This is a genomic window from Chryseobacterium sp. PTM-20240506, from assembly GCF_048296755.1.
Classification (GTDB): Bacteria; Bacteroidota; Bacteroidia; order Flavobacteriales; family Weeksellaceae; genus Chryseobacterium; species Chryseobacterium proteolyticum.
On the sequence record NZ_CP182581.1, the window covers coordinates 3,481,250 to 3,502,290 of the forward strand.

Annotated in this window: 22 protein-coding genes; 8 read left to right on the plus strand and 14 right to left on the minus strand. The window is 34.8% G+C overall.

All coding sequences use genetic code 11. From position 1 onward, the window contains the following. Positions 1-35: 35 nt before the first annotated feature. Positions 36-398, minus strand: a complete 363-nt coding sequence (locus ACNFU2_RS15505; RefSeq protein WP_306613424.1) for a hypothetical protein — start codon at positions 396-398, stop codon at positions 36-38. Positions 399-694: 296 nt separating this feature from the next. On the opposite strand from ACNFU2_RS15505, the gene mfd reads away from it, so the two are divergent. The 6 genes from mfd to pth all read left to right on the plus strand — a co-directional run bounded on the left by mfd (position 695) and on the right by pth (position 8,426). Beyond that, the gene (mfd, locus tag ACNFU2_RS15510; protein ID WP_418124910.1) at positions 695-4,057 is read left to right on the plus strand and encodes a transcription-repair coupling factor; all 3,363 of its coding nucleotides are present in this window, start codon (positions 695-697) and stop codon (positions 4,055-4,057) included. Between the two features lie 140 nt (positions 4,058-4,197). After that, positions 4,198-5,007 (plus strand): hypothetical protein, encoded by an 810-nt coding sequence (locus tag ACNFU2_RS15515; RefSeq protein ID WP_228457018.1) that lies wholly within the window; start codon positions 4,198-4,200, stop codon positions 5,005-5,007. A 2-nt stretch (positions 5,008-5,009) separates the two neighbouring features. Next, entirely contained in the window at positions 5,010-5,825 is an 816-nt protein-coding gene (locus tag ACNFU2_RS15520) for a hypothetical protein (protein WP_273650459.1), read from the plus strand. Positions 5,826-5,828: 3 nt separating this feature from the next. Beyond that, a complete protein-coding gene (locus ACNFU2_RS15525; protein ID WP_273650460.1) occupies positions 5,829-6,572 on the plus strand; it encodes a hypothetical protein in 744 nt (247 codons plus the stop codon). A 272-nt stretch (positions 6,573-6,844) separates the two neighbouring features. Next, positions 6,845-7,777, plus strand: coding sequence for a hypothetical protein (locus tag ACNFU2_RS15530; RefSeq protein ID WP_172282292.1), 933 nt, complete (start codon positions 6,845-6,847; stop codon positions 7,775-7,777). Positions 7,778-7,862: 85 nt separating this feature from the next. Beyond that, positions 7,863-8,426 carry an aminoacyl-tRNA hydrolase gene (gene pth / locus ACNFU2_RS15535; protein WP_273650461.1) on the plus strand — a complete coding sequence of 188 codons (564 nt, stop codon included), beginning with the start codon at positions 7,863-7,865 and terminating at the stop codon, positions 8,424-8,426. Positions 8,427-8,470: 44 nt separating this feature from the next. Here the strand turns inward: pth and ACNFU2_RS15540 are convergent, their stop codons facing one another. The 8 genes from ACNFU2_RS15540 to ACNFU2_RS15575 all read right to left on the minus strand — a co-directional run bounded on the left by ACNFU2_RS15540 (position 8,471) and on the right by ACNFU2_RS15575 (position 15,102). Beyond that, positions 8,471-8,893: a hypothetical protein gene (locus ACNFU2_RS15540; protein ID WP_273650462.1), complete on the minus strand. Its 423-nt coding sequence runs from the start codon at positions 8,891-8,893 to the stop codon at positions 8,471-8,473. Between the two features lie 161 nt (positions 8,894-9,054). Then, positions 9,055-9,690, minus strand: coding sequence for a carbonic anhydrase (locus ACNFU2_RS15545; protein ID WP_172282297.1), 636 nt, complete (start codon positions 9,688-9,690; stop codon positions 9,055-9,057). Between the two features lie 57 nt (positions 9,691-9,747). After that, on the minus strand, positions 9,748-11,340 hold the full coding sequence (locus tag ACNFU2_RS15550) for a SulP family inorganic anion transporter (RefSeq protein ID WP_172282299.1): 1,593 nt from the start codon (positions 11,338-11,340) through the stop codon (positions 9,748-9,750). 146 nt (positions 11,341-11,486) lie between these two features. Further along, positions 11,487-11,786 (minus strand): hypothetical protein, encoded by a 300-nt coding sequence (locus ACNFU2_RS15555; protein WP_172282300.1) that lies wholly within the window; start codon positions 11,784-11,786, stop codon positions 11,487-11,489. A 20-nt stretch (positions 11,787-11,806) separates the two neighbouring features. After that, on the minus strand, positions 11,807-12,475 hold the full coding sequence (locus ACNFU2_RS15560; RefSeq protein ID WP_273650463.1) for a carbonic anhydrase: 669 nt from the start codon (positions 12,473-12,475) through the stop codon (positions 11,807-11,809). Between the two features lie 328 nt (positions 12,476-12,803). Further along, positions 12,804-13,361, minus strand: a complete 558-nt coding sequence (locus tag ACNFU2_RS15565; RefSeq protein ID WP_273650464.1) for a serine acetyltransferase — start codon at positions 13,359-13,361, stop codon at positions 12,804-12,806. 35 nt (positions 13,362-13,396) lie between these two features. Next, positions 13,397-14,545, minus strand: coding sequence for a glycosyltransferase (locus ACNFU2_RS15570; protein WP_273650465.1), 1,149 nt, complete (start codon positions 14,543-14,545; stop codon positions 13,397-13,399). Then, entirely contained in the window at positions 14,545-15,102 is a 558-nt protein-coding gene (locus ACNFU2_RS15575; protein ID WP_273650466.1) for an acyltransferase, read from the minus strand. The genes ACNFU2_RS15570 and ACNFU2_RS15575 overlap by 1 nt, the downstream gene beginning before the upstream one ends. A 56-nt stretch (positions 15,103-15,158) precedes the next feature. On the opposite strand from ACNFU2_RS15575, the gene ACNFU2_RS15580 reads away from it, so the two are divergent. Beyond that, positions 15,159-15,389 (plus strand): acyl carrier protein, encoded by a 231-nt coding sequence (locus ACNFU2_RS15580; protein ID WP_172282309.1) that lies wholly within the window; start codon positions 15,159-15,161, stop codon positions 15,387-15,389. Here ACNFU2_RS15580 and ACNFU2_RS15585 read toward each other — a convergent pair. From ACNFU2_RS15585 to ACNFU2_RS15605, 5 genes are read right to left on the minus strand one after another with little or no spacing between them, the layout of a single operon-like run. After that, positions 15,386-16,024: a GNAT family N-acetyltransferase gene (locus ACNFU2_RS15585; protein ID WP_273650467.1), complete on the minus strand. Its 639-nt coding sequence runs from the start codon at positions 16,022-16,024 to the stop codon at positions 15,386-15,388. The two genes, ACNFU2_RS15580 and ACNFU2_RS15585, sit on opposite strands and share 4 nt — an antisense overlap. Beyond that, a complete protein-coding gene (locus tag ACNFU2_RS15590; protein WP_273650468.1) occupies positions 16,021-17,466 on the minus strand; it encodes an AMP-binding protein in 1,446 nt (481 codons plus the stop codon). The genes ACNFU2_RS15585 and ACNFU2_RS15590 overlap by 4 nt, the downstream gene beginning before the upstream one ends. A gap of 33 nt (positions 17,467-17,499) precedes the next feature. Then, the gene (locus tag ACNFU2_RS15595; RefSeq protein WP_418122237.1) at positions 17,500-18,672 is read right to left on the minus strand and encodes a glycosyltransferase; all 1,173 of its coding nucleotides are present in this window, start codon (positions 18,670-18,672) and stop codon (positions 17,500-17,502) included. 58 nt (positions 18,673-18,730) lie between these two features. Beyond that, entirely contained in the window at positions 18,731-19,564 is an 834-nt protein-coding gene (locus ACNFU2_RS15600) for a glycosyltransferase family 2 protein (protein WP_273650470.1), read from the minus strand. 4 nt (positions 19,565-19,568) lie between these two features. Beyond that, on the minus strand, positions 19,569-20,108 hold the full coding sequence (locus tag ACNFU2_RS15605; RefSeq protein ID WP_172282319.1) for an acyltransferase: 540 nt from the start codon (positions 20,106-20,108) through the stop codon (positions 19,569-19,571). Positions 20,109-20,256: 148 nt separating this feature from the next. Here ACNFU2_RS15605 and ACNFU2_RS15610 point away from each other — a divergent pair, with 148 nt between their 5' ends. After that, complete coding sequence (locus ACNFU2_RS15610; protein ID WP_273650471.1) at positions 20,257-21,027, plus strand: class I SAM-dependent methyltransferase; 771 nt, start codon at positions 20,257-20,259, stop codon at positions 21,025-21,027. Positions 21,028-21,041: the final 14 nt, after the last annotated feature.

Sequence of the window (21,041 nt, forward strand, 5' to 3'; positions counted from 1 at the left end):
CTAAAAAGAAACAGGCCTGTTAAAAAAAATAATTATTATCGTGTACAATTGGCTGTCCACGTTTTGCCGTCTTTAAGATAAAGGATCTTTAATTCATTATTATCAATCCTTATATAAGAGGTTGCGCTGGAACCAATCATAACTAAACTATTATCACCTTTTTGCTCAAACTCTATTCCATTAAGGTCGGGAATGCCGTTTGAAAATCGAAAATTATACTTTGTACCGCTGGCGATTTTGGTTACAAATACACTACCGTCATTGGTGCTTGTATTTGTTGAACCACCGTCGTTATAAGATACGCTTCCACGGTATGTGCCTGCGAAGAAATCATTGTTTGCAGGATCATCATCCCTGCTACATGATGCTATAGTGACTGCTGCAAAAAATGTCACCATAAAAATGCCCAGAATTTTAATTGCTTTTTTCATAATACTATTTTTAGTGTTGTTATATTCGTATGAATGAAGTTTTCAAACACTGTGCCATGAAGTAAAATGGTTAGTTTTTTAACTTTTAATTAGAGTTTTTAGTAAAAAGATGCTATTTAGATTATCGATGGTGGATTATTTTGATTTTTGAATAATTTGCTATTTTATTGGGTTGGAAAAAATATAGCTACCTTTGTTCTAAATTAATGAACGGTTTCGGAGAACTTCCGAAATCGATTTTGTCGTTTATACCGTTATTACTTATGCAGTTAAAACCTATTCATGAAAAATTTCTTCCGGATTTACTACAAAAAGAATTTGGCAAAGAAATTTTCACACAACTGGAAGCGAATCAACACATCTCGGTAAAAGGGAATGCAGGATCTTCCACTTCTGTTTTTGTGGCAGAGCTTTTCCTGACCCAAAAGAAGAATATTCTTTACATTATAGATGATAAGGAAGATGCTCTTTATGCTAATACGGAAATGGAAGATCTGTTGGGTAAAGACAAGGTTCTTTATTTTCCTGCCACTCATCTTGAACCCTATCAGGTTGAAAAAACTCAGAATGCAAATCTTGTTTTAAGAACAGAGGTTTTAAATAAAATAAATTCCGGGAAATCTCCAAAAGTAATTGTAGCATATGCCGGAGCTTTATCAGAGAAAGTTCTGAAAAAAGAAGATTTTAAAGCAATTTCACATCATATCAAAGTAGGAGATCAGCTCGATTTTGATTTTGTGGATGAACTGCTTTCCCATTATCAGTTTCAGCAGGCAGATTTTGTATCCGAGCCTGGGGAGTTTTCAGTAAGAGGAGGAATTGTAGATGTTTTTTCTTACTCTAATGAAAAGCCTTATAGAATCACTTTTTTTGGTAACGAGGTAGAAAGCATCAAAACTTTTGACATTGAAACGCAGCTGTCGGTAGATAAGATCAAAGAATTTCAGCTTGTTTCAAATATGAACTTTTCGGTTTCTGGCAGCCGGGTTTCCTTACTTCAGCTTCTGCCGAAAGAGAGTTTTGTGATTTCGAGAAATGGAGTGGTAGGATTGCAAAAAATAAGATCATTCTATGAGAAGTCGTTGGAAAAGTATGAATCTTTAAGTAAAGATATTGCTCACAGGACTCCTGACGAATTGTTCATTTCCGATCAGGAGTTTTTATTTGATTACAAGAAGTTCAAAACAATTGATTTCAGCAGTGTTGCTATTGAAGGGCTTAACACTTATGAGATTAGTATAGAGCAAACTTCCCAGCCTTCTTTTCATAAAAATTTTGAATTATTAATTCAGGATCTGGAAGAGAAGCAGAATGACGGTTTCGATACCTGGATTTCGTTTTCAACAGAAAAACAAAGAGAACGACTGGAGTCAATTTTTGAAGAACTTGAACATCAAATGATCTTCAAAAGCTTTAAATCTGAACTTCATGAAGGTTTTGTTGATAATAACCATAAAATATCTGTGTATACCGATCATCAGATATTTGACCGTTATCAAAGATATAAGGCTAAAAATACTTTTGCTAAATCTGAGCAGCTTACCCTCAAGGATCTTATGTCTCTTAAAGTCGGGGATTATATTGCCCATATCGATCATGGGATCGGTAAATTTATGGGATTGGTAAAAGTTAATAATGATGGGAAAATTCAGGAATGTTTTAAACTTACCTATAAAAATGGAGATTTACTTTACGTAAGTATTCATTCACTTCATAAAATATCAAAATATAACGGGCCTGATGGCAAAGAAGTTGTTCTGAGTAAATTAGGATCTCCGGCATGGAAGTCTTTAAAGCAAAAAACAAAAGCAAAAGTAAAGCAGATCGCTTTTGATCTTATCAAACTTTATGCACAAAGAAAAACCGCTCAAGGTTTTGCTTATACCCCGGATTCTTATTTACAAAATGAATTGGAAGCCAGTTTTATTTATGAAGATACTCCGGATCAGGAAAAAGCAACGATTGATGTGAAGGCGGATATGGAGGCTAGTACTGTGATGGATCGTCTGGTGTGTGGAGATGTAGGTTTTGGCAAAACAGAAGTTGCAATAAGGGCTGCGTTTAAGGCAGCAACAGATGGTAAACAGGTTGCGGTTTTAGTTCCAACGACAATTCTTGCATTTCAGCATTACAGAAGCTTTAAGGAAAGACTGAAAGATTTTCCGGTGAATGTTTCATACATCAATAGATTCAGGTCAGCAAAACAAAAATCGGAAGCTTTAGAAGGATTAAAAAATGGTAAAGTAGATATCATCATAGGAACGCATCAGCTTGCCAGCAATAGTGTTAAGTTTAAAGATTTAGGCTTGTTGATTATTGATGAGGAACATAAGTTCGGAGTTTCCGTAAAAGATAAGCTGAAAACGCTTAAAAGCAATGTGGATACACTTACACTGACGGCGACACCTATTCCGAGAACTTTGCAGTTCTCCTTAATGGCTGCAAGAGATTTATCTGTCATCAAAACACCACCACCTAACAGGCAGCCGGTAGATACTCAGATTATCGGGTTTAATGAAGAGATTCTTCGTGATGCCGTTTCATATGAATTACAAAGAGACGGACAAGTCTATTTTATCAACAACCGGATTGAAAATTTAAAAGATATTGCGGGACTCATCCAGAGATTGGTTCCGGACGCCAGGGTTATTACCGGTCATGGCCAAATGGAAGGGAAGCAGCTGGAGCGGAATGTCCTTGATTTTATGGAGGGCAAATATGATGTACTGGTCTCAACAACTATTGTGGAAAGTGGGGTAGATGTTCCGAATGCCAATACGATATTTATCAATGATGCTCAAAGGTTTGGTATGGCAGATCTCCACCAGATGAGGGGAAGGGTTGGACGAAGTAACAGGAAAGCTTTCTGTTATCTGATCACTCCTCCTTATGATATGATGACTTCTGATGCGAGAAAGAGATTGGAAGCTATTGAACAGTTTTCAGATCTTGGAAGTGGATTCCAGATTGCCATGAAAGATCTGGAAATCCGTGGCGCAGGAGATTTGTTAGGTGCTGAGCAAAGTGGATTTATTAATGAAATGGGATTTGAAACATACCAGAAGCTGATGCAGGAAGCTTTGGAGGAGTTAAAAGATGATGAAGATTTTGAAAACCTGTTTGACAATGAAGAGGACAGGCAGAAACTTTTTAAATCTGTAAAGGAAGTGAATATAGATACCGACCTGGAGCTCATGCTTCCTGATTTCTATATCTCTAATACAGAAGAGAGGTTATTGCTGTATCAGAAGATTGCAGAAATTGATAATGAAAAAGATCTTCAGAAATTTGAATCCGAATTGATAGACCGTTTTGGGCCTTTACCGGAGGAAGCTGTTAATCTTTTAAAAAGTGTGTCTTTAAAATGGCTCGCTGCAGACATTGGATTTGAAAAAATAGTTATGAAGAATGGTGTGTTTGTAGGGTATTTTCCAGGTAATCCACAAGATAAGTTTTATCAGACAGAAAAATTCAGGCACATTATTAATTACCTTACTCAAAATCCTTCGGAGGCTCAATTAAAAGAAAAAATAGGAAAAGAAGGGAATAATTTAATGATGAGAAAAGATAAGGTGAAAAATGTAGATGAAGTAAATATTTTGTTGAGGTCTATATTGCAGCTATAGCCCTGTTTTAAAGATAATTCTACTTTTCGGTACGAAGAATTCTATTAATACATAGGCATATTTCTATGGTATAAATAATTAAACTATAGGGTTTTATATTAAAATTGTGTACCTTTGTGCCGCTTATTATGAAAAAAACTATGTATTACTGCATAGCAGGGCTTTGCTCTGTCTATGCTCACGCGCAGGTGGGAATTGACACTAATTCACCAAATTCGACTCTCGATGTAAACGGGAAAACCACCTTAAGAAAAGAATTAAGAGTGGGAGGTACTCCTACTCAAGTTGGAAATGCCGGACTAAACGGACAAGTTTTAGTTTCGCAGGGAGAAAATCTACCTCCTGTATGGAAATCAATCAACGTATCTTTTATGGAAGAAGGACAGTACAAATTAATTAACTCGTACTTGTCTCTGGATCAAAAAGGAATTACCAGTCTATCTAATGGTGTGGCAGGTGATATGATCTATACCAATGTTGTTGGGGATAATATAACCGATACCAGCAAGGGTAAATGGGTGAAGATTGAAGGCCTTGAAAATAATTTTACAGTTAAAAATCCTAAAAACAGGATTACTTACCAATTCCAGACAGGGATTGAATTGAAAGCTCCCGTGGCTACTACTTCCCAGAATATAAGCTTTACATGCGGAGTATTCAGAGGAGGTAAGCTTGTTGCTGTTCGTCCTGATAAGGTCTCTTCTACAAATAATACAGACAAAGGAGGATTTCAGGATTATATTTTTACACTGAATTACACTGAGCAAAACGTTCCCCTTGGTGCTCAGAAAATTGAAGTGGCTTGTAGAAAAATTGAGTCTTCTGATGTGAACAGCCAATTTTCGATTGGACGTAACATTTCGAATTCCAATACAGTTTCTAATGCCTTTACTTTAGAATCGGATCTAAAGATTGATATTATTGAATACGTAACCTACAAAGCCAACTAATTATGAAAAATATATTATCGCTTCTATTCTTATCAATCGGGCTTTCTGTTTCTGCGCAGATAGGAATAAAAACAGTAACTCCAAGAGCAAAACTTGATGTAAACGGAGATATTAACCTTCGTAATAAACTGGTTGTTTTAAATACAACAGACAATAGCCTCGTCCAGGGGACAAATGGCCAGATATTGGTTTCACAGGGAGAAAATTATCCTCCGATTTGGAAAACACTTAGAATTCCTGAATATGAACCTAATCAGTTTTACCTGATCTTTAATAACTCTTTTTCAGATAGAACAGGTGTTACTTTTACTGGAACTGAGGAATCTTCTACAAGATCTACACGATCTACGAGCTTTGTAAAAGGGAGCGACTTCAGCACTTTTAATAACTTTAAAAAGATCAATGCTTTATCTCAGCCGTTCCAGGTATACAGTACGGATAGTAAAACGTATTTTCAGTTTGAAACTGTAATTCATACGAATTTCCCTGCTAATGGTGCTACAGATACTTCGATTGATTATGCTTGCGGAATCTTTGTAGATAATAAATTGGTGAACCTAAGACAAGGGAATATTAAAGCCAGTACTGCAACAAATACCTTTTTGACACATAATCAAATCGGAATTGCTTCGAACCTTACAAAAGGAACACATACAGTAAGTGTTGCTTGTTCAAGACTACAGTCATACAATACGAGTAATGTTACTTTAGGAATAGGAATCAATGTGGCAACTAATATTGACAGTTTTATTGCACAGTCTTCTCTTAAAGTGGACGTTTACGAAATCCCTCAAGTCTTTAACACCATTTTAAATTAAATCATGAAAAAAATATTTTTAATAACATTATTATTAGGTGTTGGTTTGTCTAAAGCTCAAGTGGGAATCAATACTAAAACACCTGTAAACACATTAGATATTAATGGAGATGTCAATGTAAATAAAGAATTGAGAACAGGAGGGACTAATACCGTAAAAGGGAACGCAGGAAATGCCGGAGAGATTTTTCATAACAATTCCGATATGGTTAGTAACGATTGGAAAAGTATAAAGATTGCAGACGGACAGGGTAGTATGGCTTTGTTTTCCATCAATACGGTTTCTGATAAAGTAGGTGCTACTTTTTCAGGGGCAAACGGTTCTACATCACCTTATGCAGAAAATGCGGCACTGGATGCTACTTGGACAGTTCTGACAGGAGCTGTTGATACTTTTTCTATTACCAATGCAACGAATAAAGTAGTGTTTACTTTTCAGACAACGACACAAAAAACAGCTAATGCAAATTCTTCAATAAGTTATGCTTGCGGAATTTTTGTGAACAATACGCTTAAGGCTGTGAGAACAGACGTTTTGGTTGGAGGTGATGGTACAAATAAGATTTTCAATCTTAATGCTACACTTACTAACCTTACTCCTCAGAATAACTATAGCGTTAAAGCAGCATGTACTAAAAGAAACCTGAACTCCGGAACTTTAGGAACAGGAAAAGCTGTAAATACAACTTATTTAAATGATGATATGGCACAATCAGTACTTACTACTCAGGTACTGCAACCTTACTAATCATTAATTTTATCGATAAAAAAACAAAAAAACTAAAAGCGGGTCTTTTAGTTTTTTTGTTTTATAGCACAACTTACTTATAAGTAAATAGCTCTTCTAAAGATATAGTCTACAGTGAAATATGTTTTTTTGCCCAACTTTTCTCTTCAGAATATCTAAAGTACAAGAAAACCTGCTTATTTGATTGTTAGTTTTCTTATAATATAAATAAATATATGCTTTTTGTTTAAAAAAAAATTATATTTGTGAAAAAATAAATAATCCCCTTGGAAATGAAACAACTTTTCTATTTTATTTTACTGTTTGCTGGTTTTTCTTCCATTCATTCGTGTAAAGATCTTATTGATGAAGACGGAAATCCACTTGTTGATTTACATAACAATACCGGACTGACAGGGCCTAGAGCTTTGTATAGAGAAATTACGGATGCTGATACCATTGCAGAGTATCATTACAGTGGGCTGCTTTTATCCCGTGTGCTTACAGATAGTGCTTCTATTACAGATATTATGTATAGCGGAGATAAGGTAAGCAAGATTGATTTCAGAGGTTTTCTTGATTTAGATAATAATGGAAAATTAGATAAGGATAGTGTTTCGTATTCTCAGATTTTCACTTATGGTGTATCGGGAAAAATAGATAAGGTATCTGAAAGCCGTTCAGTGTTCAGGAGAACACCTCCGGTTATTCCGGGAGATCCTCCAGGTCCTCAAACTCTTTTCAGAAAAACCAAGACTCTTTATAATTTGAAATATGCAGCTTCAACAAGCAAGCTTGACAGTATTATCATGAGATCAGGAGAGGATGTTTCAGGAGTTCCGTTTGTTTACAAAAACTATTCAAGAACTGGGTATACTTATTTAGGGGATAATGTAAGTAAAGTAGTAAGACATTATGGCCCGATGAGTAATGACGTATTTGGCGCACCAACAGGTAAACTGGGTTATGATTATGCGAACTTTGACACTCAGATAAGTGCATATACATTGCTTCCTTTTGCTTATAAAATATCTGTGATCCTTTCTACAGAAATGAATGATAAGAGAAGTTTGATCCTATCTCCAAACAGTCCTAAGAGAATGGCGATAACGGATCTTACGACACCTATTCCTGTTCCGGCAGTGTTCAGTACAGATTATCATTACGATCCGCAGACTTACGTAACAAAAGGGTATGGAATAAATTATATCTACAAGCCTTTATAAAATTTTTTTAACAATAGATCAACTCAATTCTTTAACGGATTGAGTTTTTTTATTTTTTATCCCTTAATTTTGCAAAAAATTTCAAATGAAATATTTAATAGTCGGACTTGGTAACAAGGGTGCGGAATATGAAAATACACGTCATAATATAGGATTCAAGGTTGCAGAAAAAATAGCAGAAAGTCTTGAAACTTCATTTAATACAACCAATTTCGGATGGATGGCAGAAGGGAAATATAAAGGTAGGAAAGTCTTTATTTTAAAACCGGACACTTATATGAATCTTTCTGGTAATGCTGTAAAATACTGGATGCAGAAAGAAAATATCCCTCTGGAAAATATATTAATTATTACGGATGATCTGGTACTTCCTTTCGGGACCTTAAGAATGAAAATGAAAGGATCTGATGCGGGACACAACGGTTTAAAAAATATTAATGAAGTTCTGAAGACACAGAATTACGCACGGCTTCGCTTTGGAATTTCTGCGGACTTTACTGAAGGGAGACAGGTAGATTATGTTTTGGGTACGTGGAATGAAGAGGAAAGAGAAAAATTGCCAGAAAGAATTGAACAATTTTCAAAGGCCTGCCTTTCATTTGTTTTTGCGGGCATTAATAATACAATGTCAGCTTTCAACGGAAAATAAATCAGATTTTACATAAAACAATAAACCTCCGTCAGGAGGTTTTATTATTTAGCAACAACAATATCCTTTACAATTTTCTTTTCAAAAAAATTCCTTTCACTGGTTGTAAAACGGTAATTATGCTCCTGTTCAAAAAACTCTATTGGAGTTGTGGGAGAGTTATCAGGTTTCCATTTAATAATCATTGTGGGTTCCTGAGCGGAGTTGATATCGCTTTCTGAAAACCTGAATATCGTATTTAACAAAGGACTACCGGGATTTTCATTAATATCTGATTTTGCTTTTTTAGGTTGTAACTGGGAAAGGTCTTTTAGTAGTAGTGAAAAAGGTTTACCAATGTATTTTTCTTTGTTTGTTTCAAATTTTTTAAGATAAGCGAGGGTATCTGTAACTTGCTTTTGTGCTTTTAAAGATCCGCTCAATATTACTAAAATTCCAATCAGAATGAAGTTGTCCTGTAGTTTCATAAGTTTGTCTGCAACATTAATTTTTACGCATCAAATGTAAGGAAAAATTGAGCCTTGAAAATTCTTATGCTTGAAATAAAAGAACCACCGGGGTGCGATGGTTCTTTATTGTGAATTTAAAAATTAATTAATCTAAACTATTACATAGTAATATCTGAATACTATAACCAGGTTACAGCACCTGTTTCAACATCGTAGTTCGCTCCAACGATTTTGATTTTACCTTCATTTTCAAGGTTTCTAAGCGTTGAACTTTGTTTACGGATGTCTTCGATAGCATTTTTTACATTCTGATGATTCAGTCTTTCTAATAAAGAACTGTTTTTTGATGAACGTTCTTCATTCTCTTCAATCACTTCATTGATGATCGGATCAAAATGGTTAATCAGGTGGTTCAGGTTATCCATTCCCATTCCTTCGATTTGTGCGGCATCAAGTCCTCCTTTTAAGGCACCACATTTGGTATGCCCTAAAACAACGATAAGTTTGGAACCTGCAACATTACAACCGAACTCCATTGATCCCAGAATATCCTGATTTACAAAGTTACCGGCAATTCTGATGCTGAAAACATCACCCAATCCCTGGTCAAAGATTAGCTCTGCTGAGGTACGGCTGTCTATACAGCTTAAAACAACTGCAAAAGGCCACTGTCCTTCACGGGTAGCATTTACCTGTTCCAAAAGGTCTCTGTTAGCCTTTAAGTTGTTTACAAATCTTTGGTTTCCTTCTTTTAAAAACTCTAAAGCTTTCTCGGGAGTAATCGTTGATTGGGTTTCGTACGTATGTGCTTTCATATAATTTAATGGTTTTTTCAAATTTTAAAGTTAAAAAATAATTGTTGATAAATGAGCTTACATAGCTCTTCTGTGTGTAACCAGTATGTGTGAATCTTCATTTTTTTCGTAATCTCTGTACGAGGTTTTGAAGCCCAGAAGCTCTACCGTTATATCCTCTTCTTTTGCGCGGATGTTGGCAAAATCCTGGATCATTTCTAAAACGTCTGTCGCTATATATGAAGTATCCCTGGCATCGATGGTTACTGCAGAATTAGGTTTTATATTTTTAAGTGTTTTTTTGATGGCTGCTTTGTTTAAAAAAGAAACTTCTTCAGCCAGTTTGATATTGATTTCGTCTGCATCATCCAGATTCTCCCTACTAAGGTAATATGCTCTTTTCATATTTCCCTGGAGGATGTAGAAAATGGAAATGGCAAGACCTATTCCAACTCCTTTTAACAAGTCTGTTGCCACAACAGCTACAACTGTTGCTAAAAAAGGGATAAACTGAAATTTTCCCAAATGCCAGAAATGTTTGAATGTAGCCGGTTTTGCTAATTTATATCCTACTAAAATTAATACGGCGGCTAAAGTTGCCAAGGGTATTAAATTAAGTAGAAATGGTATGGTCAGTACGCATACCAGAAGCAGAACACCGTGAATCATTGCTGAGAGCTTTGATGTTGCCCCTGCATTAGCATTTGCCGAGCTTCTTACAACAACGGAGGTCATAGGTAGTCCGCCGATAAATGAGCTGACAAGGTTTCCGATTCCCTGTGCTTTAAGTTCTAAATTGGTATCTGTTATTCTTCTCTGTCTGTCCAGCCTGTCAGATGCTTCAATACAAAGCAAGGTCTCAATGGAGGCAACAATAGCGATCGTTGCACCCGCGATCCATACTTTGGGATTTGTAAATCCGGTAAAATCCGGTAATAAGATTAAATTTTTAAAATCATCAATGGATTTTGGAACAGGTAATGAAACCAAGTGTTCTGTTTTTATGGCCAGTGGGCTTCCAGTCATTTTAAAAGTTTCATTTAATAGGATTCCTGTAACTACGGCAACCAATGCTCCAGGAAGCATCTTCATTCTCCTAAGTGCGGGAACTTTATCCCAAAGCAGAAGAATACTCACTGATACTACTGTTACAAGAACGGCTCCCGGATGTATGGCCCCGAAAAGCTCGGTAAAGTAATTAAAGTTTAAGCCATTGTCGAAAATAGATTCATGTCCTTCGTAGTCTTTATCGAATCCTAATGCATGGGGAATCTGTTTTAGGATAATAATAATTCCTATTGCCGCAAGCATTCCCTCAATTACATTATTAGGGAAGTAGTTGGAAATACTTCCAGCTCTTGCAAACCCTAAAATCAATTGAATAAATCCTGCAATAATTCCTGCACAAAGAAACAATTCAAAGGCGCCAAGATCTGTAATGGCTGTTAAAACAATTGCTGTTAAACCAGCTGCAGGGCCGGAAACAGAAATGTTTGAATTACTTATTGTTCCTACGACCAGGCCACCTACGATACCGGCGATAATTCCGGATAAAGGAGGTGCACCTGATGCTAAAGCAATTCCTAAACAAAGAGGAAGTGCTACTAAGAATACCACGAGTCCTGAAGGGAAATTTTCCTTGATTCCTCCTATTAATGATGTCTTTTTCATGATGTGAAGCTGTGAGATATAACCAGCATATTTGTCTTTAAATAAGCTAGTTATAAAGATTGAAAATTTAATTTTTAAAGCACGTATGTATTCATTATCAAAAAAGTTGATAAGGAATAGGTATCAAAAAACTCTAACTATAAAAATTAAGCTTCGGGAGGCGGAGAAAATATGGTTAATAAGGGAGACAGGTGAAAATCATCATCCACCAATACAAAAGATCTGTCTTTTACGTCCGGTTCAAAGAACTTGAGATAATCAAATACATCTAATGTTTTAGGAAGTGTTTTTTCGTACACTGTAAAAGAAGTAGGATGGGAGTGTGGTTCTTCTTCATTGACTATTATATTGGTTCTCAGTAAATCCCAGCCCGCTACTGCAGCAATGCTCGGCAAGGCTGTAAAGTTTAGGAAAACCGTCAATACAATAATACTCCAGAATTTCATTTCACTCTTTTTTGGAAAAACTATTTTGTTTTTCTGTTCATGACCCAGTCTGATTCGGTTAGATTATATATTTTCTGGATGTCTTTCAAAACCTTTTCAAAGTCAATGTCCAGATCAATAATTTTTCCGGTTCGAAGGTCGAAAACCCAGCCATGAACTATAGGATACTCTTCTAATATGTATCTCTCCTGAACACAGGCCATTTTGATTACGTTGATACATTGCTCCTGAACATTAAGTTCTACAAGCCTGTCATAACGTTTTCCTTCATCCTGAATTGAATCCAGTTCAGTCTGGTGTAATCTGTAAACATCGCGAATATTTCTAAGCCAGGGATTTAATAATCCTAAATCCTGAGGGGTCATCGCTGCTTTTACTCCACCACAATTATAATGCCCACAAACAATAATGTGTTTTACTTTTAAATGTTCTACCGCATATTGAATAACCGCTGTAGAACTCATATCCAAAGTATTTACAACATTGGCAATGTTTCTGTGGACAAAAACTTCTCCAGGTTTAGCTCCCATTAATTCTTCAGCTGTCGCCCTACTGTCCGAGCACCCTATATATAGGTAGTCCGGATGTTGGGTTTTGGCTAATTCTTCAAAGAAAGCCGGATCCTGTGAAATTTTGGATTCGACCCATTTTTTGTTGTTTTCAAAAATAACTTCGTACGATTGGGACATAAAATAAATTTTTAAGGTTTATAATTATTCATTTCGTTTAAATTATTTTCAAATCCAATAGATCAAATCAATAATTATGCAAAAATATAATTTTTGATGAAAAGTTGATCTCTTTTAACAAAGTTTAATATTAAAATATGCTTAAAATCATACATCTGCTTTAAAATCAGGCATTATATCTTATTTTTAATACTAATTATTGACTTTTTCAAAATTTAAACGGAACAAAAATCTAAATAAAAATACGAACAATTAGACAGAATGTGTGGATTTAAGAATTAAAATATTCTTAAATGCTTAAAACATGCTTTTCAGCAAAGCGGAAATTTTATACTTTGTTATTGATATATCCCTCCGTAGCATCTTCTTTGGGATATATTTTTCCAGGATTACCTACAACTACAGAATTGGAAGGAATATCAAAGTTAACATAGGAGTTGGGTGCAATTAGTACATTGTCTCCAATAGTAATTCCACCTACGATTACAGCGTTAGCGCCTATCCATACTTCATTTCCAATAGCCGGAATTCCTGTGTTTTTCCCCCGGTTTTGCTGGCCAATGGTTACACCTTGGGCAATGTTACAATTAATTCCGATCTTGGTTTTAGGATTAATGACCAAACTTCCCCAATGTCCTAAGTAAAACCCTTCTCCAATTTGGGTTTCCGGATAGATCTGAAACCCATACTTTATCTGGTGGTGCCTTAATACAAATCTCCAGAATGCTCCGGCAAGGGATTTCTTTTTGTAGGATTGGGCTTTTCTAAGTATATAAATAAAATGGAGGTTGGGGTTTACACATTTAGCCCACATCTCAAATTTAGAAAGCCATTTTCCATTTTCGCGGTAGAAGTCTTTTTGGATAGTAGTATATTGATCTGGCATATAAATTATATGTAGGGTTAGAAAGATAAATTTATTTATAACTCATCTAAAATACGGGTTATTTTCTGTACGGAATTTTTAAGGTTAAAAGGCATAAGGTAATTATTCAAAGCCTCTTTATATTGTAGAAAAGTATCTGGATGTAATAAAGCCTGCTTCATTCCGGAGTAGATGCCTTCTTCGGAATTATCTACGATCATACCAAGTTCCCCGTTGTTCAACATTTCCTCTACCCCGGAAACATCTGTAGCAATAATTTTCTTTTTTAAAGTTATGGCCTCAAATAAAACCGTAGGAAAACCTTCATATCTTGAACTTAAAATATAAAAGTCGGCACTTTTGAAGTAGGGATAAGGGTTGTCCGTAAATCCTAGCATGGTTGCCGTTTCATCTATTCCAAGTTCCGATTTCAATTTTTTGATGTTTTCAAAATCATATCCGTCTCCGATAATTAAAATCCTATGTTTTAAGCCTTCATCAATAAGTCTTTGGTGAACTTTTAAAAGTCTGTCAAATCCTTTTTGTGGAAATACGGTTCCCACGGAAACAAAAGTGGGTACAGACGAATCAAAGCTGTAATCATCAATTGATTTTTCTGCTTTTTGTAGAATTTCCTCTGTGTCAAGAGGGTTGTAGATCTTAATAATTTTGTGTTTCTCCGATTCATTTTTTGCTGCCTTATAAAATAGCTGTTCAATCTTTTCAGAAATAACCAGTATTTTATCAAATCCGAAAAATTTACGGATTTCATCATGGGTATATCCTTTGACTTGTGATAAATCATTATGGATCCAGACGATTTTTTTAGATGATTGAAGAGGAGAATTTAGAATTTCATCCCGCATTCCGTGGATAGCGGCAAACTCAATGTCGTATTTTTTATTTTTTAATTTACCATTGTAAAGAAGAGACGGAAATCGGTTTAGTGATTTCTGATAAATAACACGGATTGCTTTTTTAGGAATATCCTGTATACGGTTTGTAGTGATCATTTCACCTTTATTAAGGTAAATGACATTGATCCAATCCGGGACTTCCGGTAAATACTTTCCAGAGTATAAATTTAAGAGTAAATCAATTTCATAGCGATCAGAAGGTAAATTTTTTAGAAAAGTTACAAGTACTTTTTCTGCGCCGCCGTGACGTAGGGAACCAATTCTGATAAGGATCTTTTTCTTAGGCACTATTTCGAAGTTTTGAACTTTTGAGGTAAATTCAATTTCAGCCACTGGTTAAGCTCTTTTCTATTCTTTTCAAGATGGATAGGATAGTCAATCGTGGTTTTTTTTAGAACATCAGCATAATCTTCTATTTCGCAAACATATTTGGCGGGATTTCCTGCGTAGACAGTATGTTCAGGCATTGATTCGGACAAAACTGAATTAGCTCCGAGAACACAATTATCTCCTATCTCAACATTTTGTAATATTACCGAATTGCTACCGATGGCACAGTTTTTCCCAACTTTTATCCATCCGAAATTTCTTACCTCTTCATAGCCTTCCAGCTTCCTGATATTGGCAGTAGCTCCTGAATGAGTTACAAACGTTACCCCAGAGGCAATTCTTGTATCATCTCCAATTTCCACGAGAAATGGTTCGGAGCCAAAGGAAACATTATTTCGTATCACTACATTCTTTCCTAATTTTAGCCCGCTGTTTTTGCATATTTTAAGGTAAACGGAATGTTGGAAATCCTGAGTAAGGGTAGATATTTTATTAATAATCTTATATATCATCATAGTAAAACAAAGTTAGAAATTATTTTATAAATTTGTCCCTCCAAATATATAACACAATGAAGATCGAACATTTTTGCGAACTGCTTCAGCAAGAACTTAACGAAAAAACTACAATAACTGCGGATACGCATTTTAAGGAATTAGAGAGCTATGGATCTCTGTCAGCAGTTTTGGTTATGCAGTTGGTTGAAAATCAATTTGGCGTAAGCCTTAATCCAAGATCTTTCAGAAGTATTAATACTATAAAAGATTTAACGGAAGCCATAGGAAAAGAGAAGTTCGACTAGTCTTTTAAATTCTTTTTCAGAATAACCTTTTTGATACTGGGGTAAACTTTATTTTCCTGAGTGTCTATTTCCATTGTTTCATATTTGGAAAATCCAAATTTAGCATAGTATTGTATAAGATGCGGGCTGCTCTCTAGTACATCTATGTAAAGTTCATCAGTAAGATTTTTCATCTCCGAAATGATGTGCTTTAATAAAAATTCCGCCACCCCTTTTCCTCTGAAAAGATCATCTACAAAAACATATTGGATCAGGTATTTGTTTTCAGAATAACTTTTGGTCTCAGGTAAGTTTTTTGCCTTATGTATGAATGAAGATAAATGATCACCTTTCAGATGAATCGGAAATAATTCACTTTTATTCTGATAGTAATTGACATTGGTAAGGATCAGTGCACAACATCCTGCAGCTATCCCATCCACTTCTGCTATGGTATATGTATTCAGAGATAATTCAGTATCGAAGTTCTCATCATCTAAAAAAAATTGATTAAGATATTCTTTAGTCGTATCAATGTCGCTTCCGAAAATATTGCTGTAAGTATCAGACAGTGATATTGGATGGCTCTCAATGGCTAATATTCCTTTTATGATCAAGGGAATGTCATCTTTTGTGGCTTTTCTGATGCTGATCATAACAAAGTCTTTTTTAATTCGTTTCGGTCTATTTTTCCGGATGTATTGACCGGAAACTTTTCGAGTTTAATGATTTTTGAAGGAATACAATATTCCGGAAGATTATCTTTCAGGTGAGAAAGAATTAAATCTTCATTGATACTTGGCTCATTGATAAACAAGACGAGAATATCATTATTGTTTTTGTCCTTGTGAATAACAGCAACACTGATTGCATTTTCCAGTTTTTCATTTGAAAAATATTCGATTTCTGCTAACTCTACTCTGAAACCATTGATCTTAGCCTGAAAATCGATCCTGTTCAGATAGAAATAATCTCCTTCATTATCTTTTACGCACCAATCCCCTGTCCTGTAGAAAGTTGTATGATCTCTTTGAATAAATGCTTCTTTTGTTTTTTCTTCATTTTTCCAATAAGAATTTGCCAACAATTTTCCGGATAATAAAAGTTCTCCTTCATTCATTTCATTGTCAGAAAAGCTCATTGTAGAGTTGATAACCGATTTTCCGATACTTATGATGCCATTTTTTTCTTTTATCGGGTCTTCCACTTTATAATGAGTGCAGAAAATTGTATTTTCTGTTGGTCCATATACATTGTAGATACTGGCATTGGGTACGAAATCTTTCCACCCGGTAATCTGCTTTGTCAATAATGCCTCACCACAAAATAAATTTAGCCTTAAGCTTTTATTTTTTATTTCGGGATCAAGGTAAGGTATGATCAGATTTAAGATGCTTGGAACCATTAAGGCTATCGTAATTTTATCTGCTTCTAACAGGTCCAGGATCTGCAAAAACTTAGTTTCTTTTTTATGAAGACCAACAACCGTTGCTCCGTTTAACCAGGGAATCAGATAACTCATTACCGAAAGGTCAAATGTAAGCTCAAACATTTGCAGCACACGATCCTCAGAATTTAATTTTCCAAAAGTTGAATGGAAAGCATCAGAGAAATAGTATAAATTGGAGAACCTGATAGGAACACCTTTTGGCTTTCCTGTACTTCCGGAAGTGAAGAGGATATAGGCGTTATTATCTATGGAAGACTCTTGAGGTAGTGTAGAAAGTACCCCTTCAGCCATCTTTTTTGTGTCAATCAGCTTAGTTTCATAGTTCTCTGTTATTTCAGCTGATGTAAGGATTGCTTCTATATCCGCTTGCTGAATAACATTCATATTCTTGCTGAAAGGAAATTCTGGATGTATGGGAACGTATGTTTTTCCTGCAAACCAAACTGCAAGAATTGAAGCATACATGTATACATCATCAGTGAGATAGATTCCTACGTTTTGAGAATTTATGGTTTGTAGCTGATATCTTATTTGATGGGTCAGATTTAAGACTTCCTCATAGGTGTATTCTTTATCCTCTATGCTTAAGCAAACTTGTTTGTTGTTGAGGAGAAAAGATTGGTATAAATTTTCAATAAAGGAATTCATCTTTTGCAACTTGTGTTATGATATACTTAAGAGTTATTGGTTTTTAATTTTACTTTGATATAGATTCTCGATAATATTTTCCACACTTTTGAAAATCTTTTCATTATCAAAGCACTTTTCAATATCCTTCAGGTTGTCCTGTATATGTTGGACAAGCTCTTTGTTGGTTAAAAATTCCCTGATACCGTTGTACAGACCTTCCTGGGAATAATCTGTCAGGTAACCGGATTCTTTATGGGTAATCATTTCAGGAATTCCCCCCACGTTGGTTGCTAGTATGGGTTTCTGGAGAATCAGGGTTTCCGCAATAATTAATGGCCATCCTTCGCTTTCCGACGGCATGATATAAAAATCTGCATTGGAAACGTATGGGTATGGATTCATTTGGGTACCTAATAGCTTGAAAGAATTTTTTACATTTAATTCCTCAATCCTTTTGGAAAGAAGTTCATAATCCTCTCCATCACCAATAACAACAATACGATGATCAAACCCGTCATCAATTAGTTTTTTGTGAGTCTCCAATAATGTTCTGTATCCTTTTCTATAGTGCAGTCTGCCCACTGATACAAAAGTAGGGAGCTCTTCAAATTCAGGAATGAATGCTTTTGCTTTTGCTTTTAGCTCTTTTATGGGGATAGCATTCAGAACAACTTCGCCCGGAGGCAACTTAAGGTCCGGAAATTTTTCAGTCAATATATCTTTACATTGCTGTGAACCATAAATGATATAATCAAACTGTTGCATGTTTTTAAAGATTTCCTCACGGTAAGGAGCAAAGCCTTCCAATGAAAGATCTGAATGAAGCCATGCAATCTTTTTAGATTCTTTATTTGTGGAGTTTAGAACGGCTTTATAAATGCCGTATGTAGTTGCAATCTCTACATCATATTGATCTTTTAAAATCCCATCCGTAAGCCTGGGATTTTTGTCGATCTTATTAAGTCTAAATTTTCTTCTAGCCAGTTGAATTTTTTGAATAATCGGATTTTTTGAGAAATCTTCTTTCCCTTCCGCGATGTAAACTTTTCTAATGTTGTCAGGAAACTCATTCCGTAACTCTCCCTGATTAAGGCTTAAGCATATTGTGAGCTCAAATTTATCCTTGTTCAGGTTGTTGAGCATACTTAATACTACTTTTTCCACACCGCCAATCTCCATAGAGCGATGTCTGAAAAGAACTTTTATTTTTTTATTATGCTCCATTATTCTGAACTTTTGTATAGATAATTTTTTCTATGAAGTGTGTTTAGTTTCAAGTATATTAATTTTTCTGCAAAAATGTTAATATTTTAATCTTTAATCTGTGTGCCATTTTGGTTTGATAATCAAGTAAACTGAAAACCTCTTCAGCATTTTGATAAACCTGGGGAACAGCTCGCCCATTTATAGATATAATATTTCTTCTTTTGAATGTATTAAAAATAACTTTTGCAAATGAGTCTTTAGCCTTTCCTTTTGATGTTGCCTGAGATACCCCATTAGGATGAAGTCTGTATTTATATAGATCCTTGGCAATAAAGTATGCGTCACCAAAGTCTAATATTTTTAAATATAGGTCCTGATCAACGGCACTCTTTAATGTAGAATCAATACCTTCAGTTTTTAAATATATTTCTCGTCTGAATGCTACAAAATGAGCAATCTGGATTGGATAATTAAAAAAATAAGGATCATTATTTAGGATCTGTTTTGCAGATTTAAAAGGATAAAGAATATTTAAGTTCTGATCACATGATAAAAATCTGGAATAGGTAAGGACTACATTTTTTTTCTGTTTGAAAACTTCTATTGACTCTTCGATAGCTGTCGGAAAAATGGCATCATCGGGATCCACAAATCCACAGATCTCACCAGTGGCAAGTTCGGCGCATTTTCGTTTGGTATAGCCTACTCCCTTATTGGTCTCATTTTCAAAAAACAAAAACCTACTGTCATCGGATATCAGGGATTTTATCATTTCTTTCTCGGTATCATCAGAACAATCATCCACTATGATAGCTTCCCAGTTCGTATAGGTTTGTTGTTGAAGACTTTCATAGCAATCTTTAAAGTAATTACCATTGTTATAATGTGCTATAAGAACTGAAAATTTCATTTTTTTATGATTTGAAAATTAATTCCTGCTTATTAAGGACTGTTGTATTAGCAGGAATATCTTTATATATGGTGCAGCCTGCTCCTATTATACAGTTATCGCCGATATTTACACCTTTTAATATAGTAACATTGCTTCCTAACCAACAGTTTTTCCCAATTTTTATAGGAGCTTTTGTAAACTCATTATGGAAAATTTTGAATTCCGGTATACTTTGGTGTGCATGGTTATGGTCATATAATTTTACATTTTCACCAAACAAAGTATTTTCACCGATAGAGATGTGGTCTAAACAATTGATAGAGCAAAAATTATTCATAAAAACATTATCCCCAATTTCAAGGATTCCTTCATCCTTAACTAAAATATGAATGTAATTTCTGAAATTAATATTTTTACCAAAAATTGCTTTTCCAATGTTTTTATAGATGATAAAGTGATTAGAAATCCCCAGTTTTATACTTCCTAAAATTACTTTGGGATGTTTGTGAAGGATAGTAATTTGTTTTTTTCTTTGAAGAGTTTCAAAAAATCGGGAAAGCATTCTTTTATCTTTGTTTATTTTTTTATAAAATTATTGGCAGATCTTTTGCAAGTACCTTACACTAATTTTTATCATTTGAGTACTAAAATTGATTTTAGTTTAAACAAATGTAACTAAAAAAAAATATATTTTTGTGTAAAGTAACACGATGGGAGAATTAAAAAGAGTTTTTACAACATTTGTAGCCTATCTTAAAAGGCCGGATCTCTATCCTGAACTGGGTAGGAAAATTTTAAAAAATACAGTTAACCGAAATAATGCGTTTAAAGGAAAGGAAAAAACAAATTTTTGGGCAAGATCAAAAGCAATTTCCCAGAGAGATGCTATAACAAAGCTTTTTGGCATAAATACATTTTCATTTGAATCCAGTTATCGTGAAATTTTAGATTATGCTGTGCAACGAGAGAAGGAGTGTCCAATAAAAATGGGAGGACCTGGAGCCTTAGAACTTATTTATTATGCATGTGAATTTTCGCAGGCGAAAAATGTAGTAGAAACAGGAGTAGCCTATGGATGGTCCTCATTGGCATCATTGCTTTCTCTGGAAAAAAGAAATGGAACCTTGTACAGTTCCGATATGCCTTACCTGGGACAAAATGGAGATCAATATGTTGGATATGTAGTTCCTGAAAATCTTAAAAGAAACTGGAAACTATTCCGTTTTGCAGATAAAGAATCTTTGCCGAAAATTTTTGTTGAGAATAAAATTTTTGATGTTATTCATTACGATTCAGACAAGAGTTATAACGGGATGTCATGGGCTTATAATGAGCTCTATTCCCATTTAAGGAGTGGAGGAGTGTTTATTAGTGATGATATCGGTGATAATTCAGCCTATCAGGATTTCTGTGAAAAAAATAATATTGAAACGACCATTATTGAAATGGATAATAAGTTTGTAGGAATTTTTATCAAGTAAATTATATCAGAACA